The sequence below is a fragment of the Burkholderia sp. Ac-20345 genome, assembly GCF_017104825.1.
GTDB classification, from domain to species: Bacteria; Pseudomonadota; Gammaproteobacteria; order Burkholderiales; family Burkholderiaceae; genus Burkholderia; species Burkholderia lata_B.
This window is the reverse complement of the sequence record NZ_JAAGPO010000056.1, coordinates 1-14,181: the sequence shown is the minus strand read 5'-3', so window position 1 is coordinate 14,181 and position 14,181 is coordinate 1. Positions and strand designations below refer to the sequence as shown.

Sequence of the window (14,181 nt, the reverse complement as noted above, 5' to 3'; positions counted from 1 at the left end):
CAGCGGGGCGACGCGGGGCAAGACACGGAGGCAGCATTCGAAGCCGTGCCGAACATTCGCCTCCCTTCGGCAGGCGCCGAGAAATCGAGGCTCCATGTGAATGCGCTGCCGGTCGGCAGCCGCATGTCTGCGGCGACGGACGGTTCCCCCGATCGTCACCCCGCCGCCCTTACATGATCGAGCAGCGCCTGCAACGGATGCCGCACCTGCTTCGACGACATCCGCTTCACCTGGCTGCGGCACGAATAGCCGGTCGCCAGCGCCTCGCCTTCGTCCTCCGGCCCGTCCACGTGCGCCGCCCACGACTGCGAGTAGATCGTCTTCGACATCGCAAGATTGCGCGCCTCGTGCCCGTAGGTGCCCGACATCCCGCAGCACCCGGCCGCCTGGACCTGCAAACGCAGCCCGCGCCGCGCGAACACCTGCGCCCATTGCTTGCCGCTGTCGGGCGCATTGGTCTTCTCGGTGCAGTGCGGCAGCAACCGGTACGACGCGGGCACGCCGCCGGCATTGTCACCGGCTTCCGGCAGCGCCTGCAGCAGCCATTCCTGCGGCAGCGCGACCTTCGGCACATCGGTGAGCCCCGTCACTTTCAGGTATTCCTGCCGATACGTGAGCGTCATCGCCGGATCAAGGCCGACCAGCGCGACGCCCGAGCGCGCCAGCGCGGCCAGCTGCGTCGCATTGCGGATCGCCACCTGCTCGAACGCGCGCAGAAAGCCCTGCACGTGCAGCGCCTTGCCGTTCGGCGCGAGCGGCGCGAGCCACACCTGAAAGCCCGTGCGCGCCGCCAGCTCGATCAGCGTCGCCAGTTGCTCGGGTTCGAAGTAGCGCGTGAACGTGTCCTGCACGATGACGACGCTGCGCGCGCGCTGCGCGTCGCTCAGCGCGGCAAGCGCCTGCGGGTCGGCCGGCTTCACGCGCCATTGACGGATCACGGCCGCGAGATCGAAGCGGCTCAGCAGCGGGCTGTCGACCATGCCGACGTGCCGCTCCAGCACCGTGCGCACCCATCCCGAGCGCATCAGCCCGTTGTACAGCGCGGGCACCCGCGCCATCCACGGCATCGTGAATTCGAGCGAGCCGATCAGGTAGTCGCGCAGCGGCCGCAGATAGCGCTGGTGATACAGCTCGAGGAAGCGCGAGCGGAACTCCGGCACGTTCACCTTCACCGGGCACTGCCCCGCGCACGACTTGCACGCGAGGCACCCTGCCATCGCGTCGTACACCTCGTGCGAAAAATCGGTTTCGCCGTTGCGCGCCGCGCGGCTGTTGCGCCAGCGCGCGGCAAGGCCGCTCAGGAACGGCTGCCGCGCGCGCGCCGCCGCGACGACGTCGACGCCGGCCTGCCCTTGCAGGCGCAGCCATTCGCGCATCAGCGACGCACGCCCCTTCGGCGATTGCACGCGTTCGCGCGTCGCCTTCCACGACGGGCACATCGCATCGTCCGGATCGAAGTTGTAGCACGCGCCGTTGCCGTTGCAGTGCATCGCGGTGCCGTAGCTCTGCCACACGCGCTCGTCGATCTGCCGGTCGTGGTCGCCGCGCGTCGGCACCTCGTCGATCTTCAGCAGCCGCATCGTGTGGTCCGGCGGCGTCGCGATCTTGCCCGGGTTGAACTGGTTGTACGGATCGAACGCGGCCTTCAGTTGCTGCAGCGACGGATACAGCTCGCCGAAAAACGCCGGCGCATATTCGGAGCGCACGCCCTTGCCGTGCTCGCCCCACAACAGGCCGCCGTGGCGCTGCGTAAGCTCGGCCACAGCGTCCGACACGGGCCGCACCAGCGCCGCCTGCTTCGGGTCCTTCATGTCGAGCGCCGGCCGCACGTGCAGCACGCCCGCGTCGACGTGCCCGAACATCCCGTATTGCAGCCCGTGGCCGTCGAGCAGCGCGCGGAATTCGGCGATGTACGCGGGAAGGTTCTCGGGCGGCACCGCGGTGTCCTCGACGAACGGCTGCGGGCGCGCCTCGCCCTGCACGTTGCCGAGCAGGCCGACCGCGCGCTTGCGCATCGCATACACGCGCTTCACCGCGTCGTCACCGGCCGCGAGCGTGTGGCCCAGGCGCTCCACGCTCGTATCGGTGCGCAGATGGACGACGAACGCGCGAACGCGCGCGTCGACGTCATCCGCATCGTCGCCGCTGAATTCGATCAGGTTGATGCCGAGCGTCGGCCGAGCGTCGTCCTGCGGGAAATACTCGGACACGCTGCTCCACACGAAGTCCTTCATCGCCAGCATCAGCACCTTCGAGTCGACCGTCTCGATCGACAGCGGCTCGTGCGCGAGCAGCGCGCGCGCGTCGCGCAGCGCGTCCATGAAGCCCGCGTAGCGCACGTTGACCAGCACCGAATACTTCGGGATCGGCAGCACGTTGAGTTTCGCCTCGACGACGAAGCCGAGCGAGCCTTCGGCGCCGCACAGCACGCTGTTCAGGTTGAAGCGGCCGTCGGGTTCGCGCAGGTGCGCGAGGTCATAGCCGGTCAGGCAGCGGTTGAGCTTCGGGAACTTCGCTTCGATCAGCGCCGCCTTGTCGTCGCTGATGCGCCGCGCGGTGCGGTACACCTTGCCGATGCGGTCCTCGCGCGCGCAGCGGCGCTCCAGCTCGTCGCCGGCGAGCGCGTCGCTGTGCAGGTGCTCGCCGCCCATCAGCACGAAATCGAGCTCGAGCACGTGGTCGCGCGTCTTGCCGTACGTGCAGCTGCCCTGCCCGCTCGCGTCGGTGTTGATCATCCCGCCGACGGTCGCGCGGTTCGACGTCGACAGTTCCGGCGCGAAAAACAGCCCGTGCGGCTTCAGCGCCGCATTGAGCTGATCCTTGACGACGCCCGCCTGCACGCGCACCCAGCGCTGCTCGACGTCGATTTCGAGGATCCGGTTCATGTTGCGCGACAGGTCGACGACCACGCCGTCGGTCAGCGACTGCCCGTTGGTGCCCGTGCCGCCGCCGCGCGCGGCCACCGCGACGTCGCGATGCGCAGGCTCGGCGAGCAGCCGCGCCAGCAGCCGCACGTCGTCCGCATGCGCGGGGCAGATCACCGCTTGCGGCAGACGCTGGTAGATCGAGTTGTCGGTGGCCTGCACCGTCCGGTTCGCATGGTCCGCGCGGATTTCCCCGGCGAATCCGGCGGCCTGCAGCGCGGCGAGAAAGTCACGGTACGCATGCGCGGGCGGGCTGGCGGGGCGGGGCAACGGGGCGATCGACATGGGGTAAAGGCGCAGTGTGGGTGGAGCCGGCCGGTTCGCGTGGCCGAAACATGATTTTTTAGCAAGTTTCCACGCGACCGGGAATTCCAGTATCTTTGGATACTTCGCGAGAAACAAACGAATTCTGCTCCGCCGAATATTGCATAAAATTCATGAATTACCGTCGCCTCACCCCGTCGATGTCGCTGCTGCTCGTGTTCGAGGCCGCCGCGCGACATGAAAGCTACACGCGCGCGGCCGAGGAGTTGTCGCTGAGCCAGAGCGCGATCAGCCGGCAGGTCCAGACCCTCGAGGATCAGCTCGGCGTGCCGCTGTTCCGGCGCGAGGGCCGCTCGGTGAAGCTGACCGAAGTCGGGCGCCGCTACTTCACCGAGCTGAGCGGCGCACTGGGGCGCATCCGCGGCGCGACGCTGCAGGCGATGTCGCACCAGGCGGGCGCCGGCACGCTGCGGCTCGCGACGCTGCCCACATTCGGCTCGAAATGGCTGCTGCCGCACCTGCACGACTTCTACGCCGCGCATCCGGGCGTGACCGTGCACCTCCATTCGCGGATCGGCGGCATCGACTTCCTCAACGACGACCTCGATGCGGCCATTACCGTCGGCGCGGGCGACTGGCCGGGCCTGCATGCGCACCGGCTGTACAACGAGTTCCTGATCGCGATCGCGCCGCCGGACACGGGCACCGGCAGCCGCCGCAAGGCCGACGTGCGCACGCCCGCGTGGGCCGCAAAGCAGACGCTGCTCGGCGTGACGAGCAACCAGCAGGCGTGGGCGGAATGGTTCTCGCACTATCGGCTCGACCATCGGCAGATGCGCATCGGCCCGAGCTTCGAGCTGACGTCGCACCTGATCCAGGCCGTGCGGGCCGGAATGGGGATCGGGCTGGTGCCGAAGGTGCTGGTGGAAGACGAGCTGAGCCGCCACGAACTCGTGTCGATCGGCGACGCGATCACCAGCCAGCGCAGCTACTACCTCGTCTACCCGCCGGGGAACGAGACGCTGCCGTCGCTCGTCGCGTTCCGCGAATGGCTGCTGAAGTCGTGCTGAAACGCGGCCGCCGGCGGGCCGCTCAGGTGCGCCATTCACCGAGAATCTGTTCGGCCAGGTAGTCGCACGGCGGGCGCGCGGACTGCGCACTGCGCGCGAGCACGACCTCCATTTCGCCGAGCGGCGGCAGCCCGTGGCTTTCCGACAGTTGCACGAGATGATCCGGAACGCAGCAGCGCGCCAGCGGCGCAACCGCGAGCCCGGCCTCCACCATGCTGAGCAGGCCGAGGTGGCTCGGGCTTTCATATGACATCCGGTACGGGATCTTCCGCCGGTTCAGCGCCTTGACCGCGTGATCGCGCGCCGCGCTGCCGCCGTGCGTGAAAAAAGCCACCGGCAACGGCCGCTCTTCCCATACGTTGCGCTTCGGCGACCCGGCCCAGACGAGCGGTTCGAGCCGGATCAGCTCGCCGGTCACGCCCTTGATCCGCGTGAGGCACGCGAGGTCGACCGTGTTGTCCTTCAGCATCGGCACGAGCGCGCTGCTCGGCTGGCCGATCACGCGTATTTCCACGCGCGGATGCATCGCGGCGAACTTGCCGAGCACCTGCGGCAGCAACGAAGAAATGTAGTCGTCGGGCACGCCGATCGTCACGCGGCCGCGGATCTCCGGGCGCACGACCGACGCCCATGCCTCGTCGCGCATCGCCAGCATCCGGCGGCCGTATTCGGCGAGCATCATGCCGTCGTCGGTCGGCGTCACGTTGCGCGTATCGCGGATGAAGAGTGGCTTGCCGAGCGCATCTTCCAGCGCCTTGATCTGCATGCTCACAGCCGACGGCGACCGGTGCACGGCCTGCGCGCCCTGCGCGAACGATCCGGATTCCGCCACGGCCACCACCATCGCGAGCACATCGAGGTCGAGCTTTTTCATCGTCTTCAGAAAAACTGATCAATCAATTCAGTTTATCCCGTTTTACTGTTCTCCTCCACGGTCGGACAATGAATCCCGTCAGCCCTCACTCGTTGCAGGAATCATCAGACATGCATACGTCCGGATCGCTCTACGGATTTCTCGTCATCGGCGGCATGCTCGCGGTCACGCCCGGACCGAACATGGTCTACGTGATGTCGCGCTCGATCGCGCAAGGTCGCACGGCGGGGCTCATCTCGCTCGGCGGCGTGATGATCGGCTACCTGTTCTACATGTTCGGCGCGGCGTTCGGCATCACGACGCTGTTCATGAGCGTGCCCTATGCGGGCAGCGCGTTGGCTGTGGTCGGCGCGGCGTACCTGCTGTATCTGGCGTGGCAGGCCGTCAGGCCCGGCGGCCGCTCGCCGTTCGAGGTGCAGGCGTTGCCGAGCGAGCGCCCGCTTCGGCTGCTCGCGATGGGCGCGACGACCAGCGTGCTGAACCCGAAGCTTGCGATGCTGTTCATTTCGTTGCTGCCGCAGTTCATCGACTACCGGAACGGCAGCGTGCTCGGGCAATCGCTGTTTCTCGGTTCGTTGCTGATCGCCGCGTTCGCTTCCGCGAACGGGCTGGTGGCGATCTGCTCAAGCAGCATCGCGAAGTTCCTGCACGGGCGCCCGACGCTGCTCCTCGCGCAGCGCTGGGCGATGGGGCTCATTCTCGGTGGGCTCGGCGTGCAGATGGTGATCGATGCGTCGAGGATGGCGGGTATGGCGTGACGGCCGCGAACGGGCCGCCGAACCGGAAGCGGCTGGCCGGCAACGTCGCCGACCAGCCGTAGCGCCAGGAACCCGCCTTCGGCGCAACCCGGTCACTTCGTCAGCAGCTCGGCCTCCAGCTCGCGCAACCGTTCCGGAAACCGGACGCGCAGCACCAGGAACCACCCGAGCCCGATCGCCAGCAGCGCGACGAACACATAAGGCAGCCACGCATAGACACCCGCCGGCACCGGATACATGCTGCCAACCAGCGGAATCGCGAGCAGCACGACCGCGACGACGCTGATCGCCACATGACGCGCGCGCAGCCGGCGCTGGCGGTGCAGATAGAGCGGCGCGCCGATCGCCACCAGCACGTACGCAAGCAGCCAGCCGTAGGTCGCGATCGAACTGAGATAGCCGTACGAATCGAGCAACGCGGTGCCGCGCGCGGTGAATACCAGCGCAGTCGCCAGCGCGAGCACCGCGATCAGTGCCACCGCGACGTGCGGCGTCGCATTCCGCTCGTGCGCTTGGCCCGTCGACGCATGCAGCACGCCCTGCCGCCCGAACGTATAGACGATCCGCGCCGCCGCATTGATCGACGAGAAGAACGCCGCGAAGAAGCTCAACGCCACACCCGCGTCGATCAGCACGCCGACCCAGCCGGCCCCGAGCCGATGCGCGAGCACCGCGAGCGGGCCGTCGACCTGATCGAGCGGCGGCGTCTGCCCGTGGAACGCGCTCACCATCCCGTACGCGCCGATCACGAACAGGATCGCCGGCCCGACGACGCTGATCAGCACCGCGCGCGGAATCGCGCGGAACGGGTCGCGCGCCTCGGCGCCGAGCACGGTCGCACTCTCGAACCCCGTGAAGCTGAAGAATGCGAGCACCATCCCGAGCTGCAGCTGCGTCGGCTTCACGCCTTCGAGCGTCAGTTGCGCGCGATCGACCGGATGCCCGCCGAACGCGATCGTCCCGATCACGACGACGGCGATCAGCAGCAGCGTCGCGAGTTCGACGAACAGCGTGAAGCGCGTGGACAGCCGGATATCGCGAAACGCGATGTACCACGCGGCGAACGCGGTGACGACCGTGAGCCCGAGCACGGCGCCGAGCGGCGTCGCGCTGCCGAGCAGCCCGGTCTCGCGGCCCAGCACGAGAAAGGTGTTGATCGTCCCCTGCAGGATGCCCGCGGCGGCCACCGCATACGCGATCAGCAGCGACCAGCCGCAGATCGCGCCCCAGACCGGCCCGATGCCGGCCGACACGTACGCATACAGCGCGCCCGGCGACGCCGAGTCGCGCGCGAACACCGAGATGCTCCACGACGCGAACAGCAGCGCGACGATCGCGAACAGGTACGCGAGCCACGTGCCGTTGCCGGCCGTCGCGAACACGGCGGGGATCAGCACGCCGATCCCGCCCGACACGCCGACGAGGCCGATCGACTGCGCGATCAGTTCGGGCAGGCTCAGGTAGTTGCGCCGCAGGCCGCCTGCCTGCGGCGCGGCATGTTGCGCAGGCAGTGCCTGCGCGGTGCTGGCTGGATGACTCATCGATTTACCTCGTCAGGAGCGGATCAATTCCAGGAATGGCGCGCGGGCTTCACGCCGTTGAGGTAGTAGTTGCCGATCGCGTGATACTTCCAGCGCACCGGGTCGTGCAGCGTATGCACGCGTGCATTGCGCCAGTGGCGGTCGAAGTTGTATTTCGCGAGCGTCGACTTGCTGCCGCCAAGCTCGAACAGCTTGCTCGCCGCAAGCAACGACACCTCGGTCGTCGCGATCTTCGCCTCGCCGACCGCGATCGCGGCCTGCGCGACCGTTTCCTCGCTCGGCTCGCGCTTCGCCGCGTCGACGAAGCGCCCCGAGCGCGCGAGCAGCGCCTCGGCCGCGTGCACGCGGTACGCGATGTCGCCGATCTGCGCGACCGTCAGCGGATCCTCGCTCGCGCGTTCGACGCCGCTGTCGATCCACGGGCGCGCATGCTGCTGCACGAATGCAATGGTGTCCTGCAGCGCCGCGCGTGCGATCCCGAGATCGATCGCGGCGGTCGTGATCTGCGCGAACGGGCCCGCGAAGGTCGGGCGGTCGTACGAACGCTGCGTGTGGAAGATTTCGAACGGGCTCACGCGCACATTCTCGACGATCACCGTGCCGCTCGCGGTTGTGCGCTGCCCGAAGCCGCTCCAGTCATCCACGACGGTCAGCCCCGGCGCACCCTGCCGCACGAAGGCGAGCACGGCCTGGTCCGACTCGTCGAGCGCGAGCACCGGAATCCAGTGCGCGAACAGCGTGCCGGTCGAATAGAACTTGCGGCCGCTCAGCACGAACGCGTCGCCGTCGCGGCGCACGCGCGTCTGGATGTCGAGCACGTTCTTGCCGCCCGCTTCGGAAAACGCATTCCCATAACGTGCTCCCTTCAGCACGAGATCGAAGAAGAAGCGCTTCTGCGCATCGCTGCCTTCGAGGCGGATGTCCTCGATCAGGCAGTAATGGTTCTGCGGGATCTGCCCGACCGACGGGTCCGCCTCCGAAACGATCGCGATCACTTCCGCGAGCGTCACGTTCGACACCTCCGCGCCGCCGTATTCGCGCGGCACGGTGATGCCCCACAGGCCGCTCGACGAGAACAGCTCGATCTCGTCGTACGGCAGCTTGCGCTCGCGATCGCGCAACGCGGCGTGCTCGGCCAGCCGTGCGGCGACCTGATGCGCGACCTCGAGTGCCTCGGCATCCGAGCCGATGACGGGAACAGGCGTGGCGCCCGCTTGCGGTTGCACGTTTTCTTCGATGATTTCCGTAGACATGTCAATTCCGGCAAAACTCATGAACCGGCCGGCGGTGCCGCGAAGCATCCGCCGACCTCCTGTTTCGATATCCGAAACGTCAAACCGGGCTGACCCGCGAGAACCGTCGGTGTCGCCCCTTCGATCGGCCTTCGCACGACACGCGTGAGCGCCCGCCGCGCACCGGCCTGCGCGTCACGCGGCAACCGCCTGCCGCTGCGCCTCGAGTTCGCGCACGAGCGGCAGCACGCGCTTGCCGAAGTACTCGACTTCCTCGATGAAATGCAGGAACCCCGCGAGCACGAGATCGACGCCGATGGCCTTCAGCGCGACGATGCGTTCGGCGATCTGCTGCGGCGTGCCGATCAGGTTCGTGCGGAAGCCGTCGTTGTACTGCACGAGATCCTCGAACGTCGATTTGGCCCAGTTGCCCTCGCCTTCCGGCGACGCGCTGCCGGCTTGCTTCACCGCATCGCCGAACGCATGCACGGCCTCGACGTGCGCGTGCCGGATGATGTCGTCGAGCACGGCCTTCGCCTCTTCCTCGGTATCGCGCGCGATCACGAACGCGTTGACGCCGATGCGCACACGATGGTTGTTCGCCGCCGCCTTCGCGCGGATGTCGTCGATCTGCGCCTTCAGGTTCTCCGGCGTATTGCCGTTCGTGAAGTACCAGTCCGACACGCTGGCCGCGTTGTCGCGCGCCGCGCGCGAGCTGCCGCCCTGGAAGATCTCCGGATGCGGTTTCTGCACCGGCTTCGGGCTCAGCGTGTAGTCGTTGAAGCGGTAGAAGTCGCCCTTGAACGTGAAGTTGTCCTGGGTCCAGATGCCCTTCAGCGCCTGGATGAATTCCTTCGAGCGCCGATAGCGTTCGTCGTGCTCGAGCCACGGCTCGCCGATCGCGGTGAATTCGCCCTTGAACCAGCCGCTCACGACGTTGATCGCGATGCGCCCGTTCGAGATGTGGTCGATCGTCGCGAGCTGCTTCGCGACCACGGCCGGATGCCACGGCCCCGGCAGGATCGCGGCGAGCACCTTGAGCTTCGTCGTCGCATGCAGCAGCGCCTGGCTGAACGACACCGACTCGTGCTGGTATTCGGCGCCGTAGCCGGCCGTGAAGCGGATCTGGCTCAGCGCGTATTCGAAGCCGGCCGCTTCGGCCGTGCGCGCCAGTTGCTGGTTGTATTCGAGGCTCCAGTCGGTGCGTTGCTCGATCGTGCTGACGACGAGGCCGCCGCTGACGTTCGGCACCCAGTAGGCGAACTTGACGCCGTCGGCAGTAGGGTCGGTGTGGCTCATGAGTGTGTCCTGGTCGAGAAAGAAAACGCAGGCGGCCTACGCGGCCGCGACGGAAAGCGCATGCGGGCGCAGTTGCGGCACCGCGCGATCGACGGCGAGTGCGATGCGCGCGCGCAGCGCCGGGTTCGTGATCTGGTACTGGTCGAAATCGCTTTCCGACGCGTACACGCCGATCGGCAGCGTGCGGGCCTGGAAGAAGCTGAACAGCGGGCGCAGCTGATGGTCGATCACGAGCGCATGACGCTCGCTGCCGCCGGTGGCCGCGAGCAGCACGGGCACGTCGATCAGCGCTTCGTGATGCACGAGGTCGAACAGGTGCTTGAAGAGGCCCGTGTACGACGCGCGATACACGGGGCTCGCGACGACGAGCGCATCGGCCGTCTCGATCGCGCGGATCTGCGCATCGAGATCGGCCGGCACCTGCGCGCGCGTCAGCGCGCCGGCCAGGCGGCCGCCGATCTCGCCGAGTTCGATCAGCCGCGTATGGATCGGCAGCGCGGCGCCGAGCGCCGCGACGATCGCATCGGTCAGCGCCAGCGTGCGCGACGGCCGTTGCAGGCCGCCCGATATCGCGACCACGTTGATTGCATTGCTCATCGGTTGCATTCCCATTGTCGAGTCGGGTGCCGACGCACCCGTCACGTCATGGGTCAGCAAGGAACGTGCCATTTCGATGATCGCGATGGAGAACGATCGTCTGCATGACGAAATGCATCGCGATCGACGGCCTGTCGTGGCATCCCCAACGATCGCCGCACGTTGATAAGCGTGCCAGACACGGCATCACAATCATATTCCGCAACGCGATGAACTCGGGGAAACAACGCTGCTGATGCGCTGCTGCTTGATCAGCAGCGCGGTGTGTTGCAGGCGCGCTTTTCCGCTTCGACACGGATTCCGGCACGCGCGCGGCGTCCTTCGGCATGCATTGGCGTCCGCTTTCCGCATTCATGCGCCTGCGCGGCACGTCGCATCCTTGCAGTAGCGTCGACATGGCTGTTGCGTCGTCACGTTGCGTGCCGCGGATCGCTGCAACGCGCGACATCGCCACGCGCAACTGCGTCCAGCGCAGCAATCCGGCATTGGTTATCAGAAATCGATGTTTCCCGCGTTGCGCGAAACGTTGAACACTCTGCTGATCACGCAGCACCCGGTCAGCAACGCCCGCCGCGGCCTGACCGTTTTCGTGCAGCAACCCGACGCATTCATCGCCATGACATCCATTTCCGTATCGCCCCGCGCGGAAAGCCTGCGCGTCGTCGCGCCGTCCCGCGACGAACCGGCTCCGCCCGACGCGCTGCAAACCGCCGAGCGCCTCGCGGCCGGCTTCGCGCGCACCGCCGCCGAACGCGACCAGCAGGGCGGCACGCCGAAGGCCGAGCGCGACCAGCTGCGCGACAGCGGCCTGCTCGCGCTGAGCATCCCGGCCGCCTACGGCGGCCTCGGCGCGAGCTGGCGCACGACGCTCGACGTCGTCCGCGTGCTCGCGGCGGCCGACAGTTCGCTCGCGCACGTGTTCGGCTTCCATCACCTGATGCTTGCGACCGTGCGCCTGTTCGGCGCGCCCGCGCAGTGGGAATCGTGGTTCGAGCGCACCGCGCGCCAGCAATGGTTCTGGGGCAATGCGCTGAATCCGCTCGACGAGCGCACGGTCAGCCGCTCGCGCGGCGCGTGGCACGAATTCAGCGGCCAGAAGAGCTTTTGTTCGGGGGCGCTCGATTCGCAGATGCTGATCGCATCCGCGCACGATGCCGACACGCGCGCGTTCCTGATCGCCGCCGTGCCGACGCAGCGCAGCGGCATCTCGATCGCGGACGACTGGAACAACATCGGCCAGCGCCAGACCGACAGCGGCACGGTCACGTTCGAGAAAGTGCGCGTCGAGGATCACGAGCTGCTGACGGACCCCGGCCCGCTGTCGACGCCGTTCGCGTGCCTGCGCCCGCTCGTCGCGCAGCTCGTGCTGACGAACGTGTATCTGGGCATCGCCGAAGCCGCGTTCAACGACGCACGGCACTACACGCTGCACGAAGCGCGGCCGTGGCCCGGCGCGCAGGTCGCGAGCACCGGCGACGATCCGTACATCCTCGGCCAGTACGGCGAATTCTGGGTCGGGCTCGAAGCCGCGCGCGTACTCGCCGACCGCGCGGCGGACCGGCTCGATGCCGCATGGTCGCGCGATGCGGCGCTCACGCATGCGGAACGCGGCCAGGTCGCGCTCGCCACGGCCACGGCCAAGGTGTCGGCCGCGCGCACCGGGCTCGATCTCTGCACGCGCATGTTCGACGTCGCCGGTGCACGCGCGACGCACGGCGCGCTGCGGCTCGACCGGCACTGGCGCAACCTGCGCACCCATACGCTCCACGACCCGCTCGCGTACAAGATTCGCGAGATCGGCGAATGGGCGCTCAAGCGAACCTATCCGACGCCGGGCTTCTACTCGTGAACCGTTCCCCTTCCGATGCGTGGCCCGACGCCGCGCCCGTCCTCACGCTGCCCGACCGGCCCGCGCTTGCGACGTCCATTCGTGCCCGCGCGCAGGTGTTCGTCGATCCGCGCTCGGTCGCGCTCCTCGAACGGATTCGCCTGGTTGCGCCGAGCGATGCGAACGTGCTGATCGTCGGCGAGACCGGCACCGGCAAGGAGCTGATCGCGCGGCACGTGCACGGCCTCAGCCGCCGCAGCAACGGGCCGTTCATCGCGGTGAACTGCGGTGCCTTCTCCGAAACGCTCGTCGAGAGCGAACTGTTCGGCCACGAAAAAGGCGCGTTTACCGGTGCGTTCAGCGCGAAGCCCGGCTGGTTCGAAGCCGCGAACGGCGGCACGCTGTTTCTCGACGAGATCGGCGACCTGCCGCTGTCGATGCAGGTCAAGCTGCTGCGCGTGCTGCAGGAGCGCGAGGTCGTGCGCCTCGGTTCGCGCACGGGCGTGCCGATCGACGTGCGCGTGGTCGCCGCGACCAACGTGGATCTGCAGCAGGCCGTCGCGAACGGGCAGTTTCGCGGCGACCTGTTCTACCGGCTCAACGTCGTGCAGCTCGCGGTGCCGACGCTGCGCGAGCGCCCGGGCGACATCCTGCCGCTCGCGCGCCACTTCTTCGACGACTACCGGAGCCGCCTCGGCTACGGGCCGCGCAGCATCGACCCGCGCGCCGAACGGCGGCTCGAGGCACACGGCTGGCCCGGCAATATCCGCGAACTCGAGAACGTGATCCATCATGCGCTGCTCGTGAGCCGCCACGACGCGCTACAGGAGGCCGACCTGCATATCGCATCGTCGGGCGTGCCGACGGCCGCCGTGCACACGCCAGGGCACGACCCCGACCCGGCCGCCGGCGCGCAGGCCGCGCTCGAACGCGCGCTGCGCGACCTGTTCGACGAGGATCACGGCAACCTGTTCGAACGCATCGAGGACACCGTGATGCGTGTCGCGTTCGAATTCAGCCACCGCAACCAGATCCAGGCCGCGCGGCTGCTCGGCATCAGCCGTAACGTGCTGCGCGCGCGGCTGATCCGCGCGAAGGAAATTGCGGCGATGAAGTAGCCGCGTATGGGAGCGCGCCGCCTTGCTCCGGCGTGATCGCGCCGCGTTCCGCGCCGCAACGTCCGAACCTGATGTATCTTGGCGCGAAGCGTGCGCCTCGTCCCCCTCCCGCATCCGGTCGTCCGTCATACGGCCGCCTGTACCCGGCGACAGCGCGCCCGCACGATCCTCCGCAACACGCAAGGCCGTCCGGCGCCCGTGCGGGCCCGGCCGAGCCTCGTTCACCCGTCCGGAACCCGTCGCCATGAAAAAGCTTGTCAACCGCCCGTCCGATGTCGTGCGAGAAATGCTGGAAGGCATCGCGCGGCAGTCGCCGCATGTCGCGATCCTAGGCGACGAGCACGTGCTCGTCCGCCAGCCGCTGCCCGAGCCGGCGCAGCGCCCCGTCGCCGTCCTCTCCGGCGGCGGCAGCGGCCACGAACCCGCGCACGGCGGCTATGTCGGCGAAGGGATGCTGAGCGCGGCCGTCTGCGGCGAAGTGTTCACGTCGCCGTCCACCGACGCCGTGCTCGCCGCGATCCGCGCAAGCGCCGGCCCGAACGGCGCATTGCTGATCGTGAAGAACTACACCGGCGACCGGCTCAATTTCGGGCTCGCCGCCGAACTCGCGCGCGCCGAAGGCATTCCGGTCGAGACGGTCATCGTCGCCGACGACGTATCGCTGCGCGGCCGCGTA

General features: G+C 68.0%; 12 protein-coding genes. 5 read left to right on the top strand and 7 right to left on the bottom strand.

What is annotated here, in order from left to right:
• Window positions 1-155: 155 nt before the first annotated feature.
• Window positions 156-3,209, bottom strand: coding sequence for an FAD-binding and (Fe-S)-binding domain-containing protein (locus G3O06_RS21095; protein ID WP_205817401.1), 3,054 nt, complete (start codon window positions 3,207-3,209; stop codon window positions 156-158).
• 152 nt (window positions 3,210-3,361) lie between these two features.
• Here G3O06_RS21095 and G3O06_RS21090 point away from each other — a divergent pair, with 152 nt between their 5' ends.
• The gene (locus G3O06_RS21090) at window positions 3,362-4,258 is read left to right on the top strand and encodes a LysR substrate-binding domain-containing protein (RefSeq protein WP_205817400.1); all 897 of its coding nucleotides are present in this window, start codon (window positions 3,362-3,364) and stop codon (window positions 4,256-4,258) included.
• A gap of 22 nt (window positions 4,259-4,280) precedes the next feature.
• On the opposite strand, the gene G3O06_RS21085 is transcribed toward G3O06_RS21090, so the two are convergent.
• Window positions 4,281-5,132: a LysR substrate-binding domain-containing protein gene (locus G3O06_RS21085; protein ID WP_205817399.1), complete on the bottom strand. Its 852-nt coding sequence runs from the start codon at window positions 5,130-5,132 to the stop codon at window positions 4,281-4,283.
• A gap of 110 nt (window positions 5,133-5,242) precedes the next feature.
• Between G3O06_RS21085 and G3O06_RS21080 the strand changes: the two genes are divergently transcribed.
• On the top strand, window positions 5,243-5,890 hold the full coding sequence (locus G3O06_RS21080; RefSeq protein WP_174982067.1) for a LysE family translocator: 648 nt from the start codon (window positions 5,243-5,245) through the stop codon (window positions 5,888-5,890).
• A gap of 92 nt (window positions 5,891-5,982) precedes the next feature.
• On the opposite strand, the gene G3O06_RS21075 is transcribed toward G3O06_RS21080, so the two are convergent.
• The 5 genes from G3O06_RS21075 to G3O06_RS21055 form a co-directional block, all read right to left on the bottom strand.
• On the bottom strand, window positions 5,983-7,431 hold the full coding sequence (locus tag G3O06_RS21075) for an APC family permease (protein WP_205817398.1): 1,449 nt from the start codon (window positions 7,429-7,431) through the stop codon (window positions 5,983-5,985).
• Between the two features lie 23 nt (window positions 7,432-7,454).
• Window positions 7,455-8,684, bottom strand: coding sequence for an SfnB family sulfur acquisition oxidoreductase (locus G3O06_RS21070; RefSeq protein ID WP_205817397.1), 1,230 nt, complete (start codon window positions 8,682-8,684; stop codon window positions 7,455-7,457).
• Between the two features lie 174 nt (window positions 8,685-8,858).
• Window positions 8,859-9,962, bottom strand: a complete 1,104-nt coding sequence (gene sfnG / locus G3O06_RS21065; RefSeq protein WP_174998527.1) for a dimethylsulfone monooxygenase SfnG — start codon at window positions 9,960-9,962, stop codon at window positions 8,859-8,861.
• 36 nt (window positions 9,963-9,998) lie between these two features.
• Window positions 9,999-10,559, bottom strand: coding sequence for an FMN reductase (gene msuE / locus G3O06_RS21060; RefSeq protein ID WP_174972657.1), 561 nt, complete (start codon window positions 10,557-10,559; stop codon window positions 9,999-10,001).
• 46 nt (window positions 10,560-10,605) lie between these two features.
• Window positions 10,606-11,157: a hypothetical protein gene (locus G3O06_RS21055; RefSeq protein WP_205817396.1), complete on the bottom strand. Its 552-nt coding sequence runs from the start codon at window positions 11,155-11,157 to the stop codon at window positions 10,606-10,608.
• Here G3O06_RS21055 and G3O06_RS21050 point away from each other — a divergent pair.
• From G3O06_RS21050 to G3O06_RS21040, 3 genes are all read left to right on the top strand, one after another.
• On the top strand, window positions 11,062-12,408 hold the full coding sequence (locus G3O06_RS21050) for an acyl-CoA dehydrogenase family protein (RefSeq protein WP_241020169.1): 1,347 nt from the start codon (window positions 11,062-11,064) through the stop codon (window positions 12,406-12,408). The genes G3O06_RS21055 and G3O06_RS21050 overlap by 96 nt on opposite strands.
• Window positions 12,363-13,505, top strand: a complete 1,143-nt coding sequence (locus G3O06_RS21045) for a sigma 54-interacting transcriptional regulator (protein WP_205817395.1) — start codon at window positions 12,363-12,365, stop codon at window positions 13,503-13,505. The genes G3O06_RS21050 and G3O06_RS21045 overlap by 46 nt, the downstream gene beginning before the upstream one ends.
• A 244-nt stretch (window positions 13,506-13,749) precedes the next feature.
• A partial coding sequence (locus G3O06_RS21040) for a dihydroxyacetone kinase subunit DhaK (RefSeq protein WP_205817394.1) occupies window positions 13,750-14,181 on the top strand: 432 nt, incomplete at its 3' end.

Bases quoted from the DNA above. Each gene is read 5' to 3' on its own strand.
- G3O06_RS21075 (WP_205817398.1), bottom strand. From the start codon at position 7,431: ATGAGTCATCCAGCCAGCACCGCGCAGGCACTGCCTGCGCAACATGCC.
- G3O06_RS21070 (WP_205817397.1), bottom strand. From the start codon at position 8,684: ATGTCTACGGAAATCATCGAAGAAAACGTGCAACCGCAAGCGGGCGCC.
- msuE (WP_174972657.1), bottom strand. From the start codon at position 10,559: ATGAGCAATGCAATCAACGTGGTCGCGATATCGGGCGGCCTGCAACGG.
- G3O06_RS21045 (WP_205817395.1), top strand. From the start codon at position 12,363: ATGGGCGCTCAAGCGAACCTATCCGACGCCGGGCTTCTACTCGTGAAC.
- G3O06_RS21095 (WP_205817401.1), bottom strand. From the start codon at position 3,209: ATGTCGATCGCCCCGTTGCCCCGCCCCGCCAGCCCGCCCGCGCATGCG.
- G3O06_RS21090 (WP_205817400.1), top strand. From the start codon at position 3,362: ATGAATTACCGTCGCCTCACCCCGTCGATGTCGCTGCTGCTCGTGTTC.
- G3O06_RS21080 (WP_174982067.1), top strand. From the start codon at position 5,243: ATGCATACGTCCGGATCGCTCTACGGATTTCTCGTCATCGGCGGCATG.
- sfnG (WP_174998527.1), bottom strand. From the start codon at position 9,962: ATGAGCCACACCGACCCTACTGCCGACGGCGTCAAGTTCGCCTACTGG.
- G3O06_RS21085 (WP_205817399.1), bottom strand. From the start codon at position 5,132: ATGAAAAAGCTCGACCTCGATGTGCTCGCGATGGTGGTGGCCGTGGCG.
- G3O06_RS21050 (WP_241020169.1), top strand. From the start codon at position 11,062: ATGTTTCCCGCGTTGCGCGAAACGTTGAACACTCTGCTGATCACGCAG.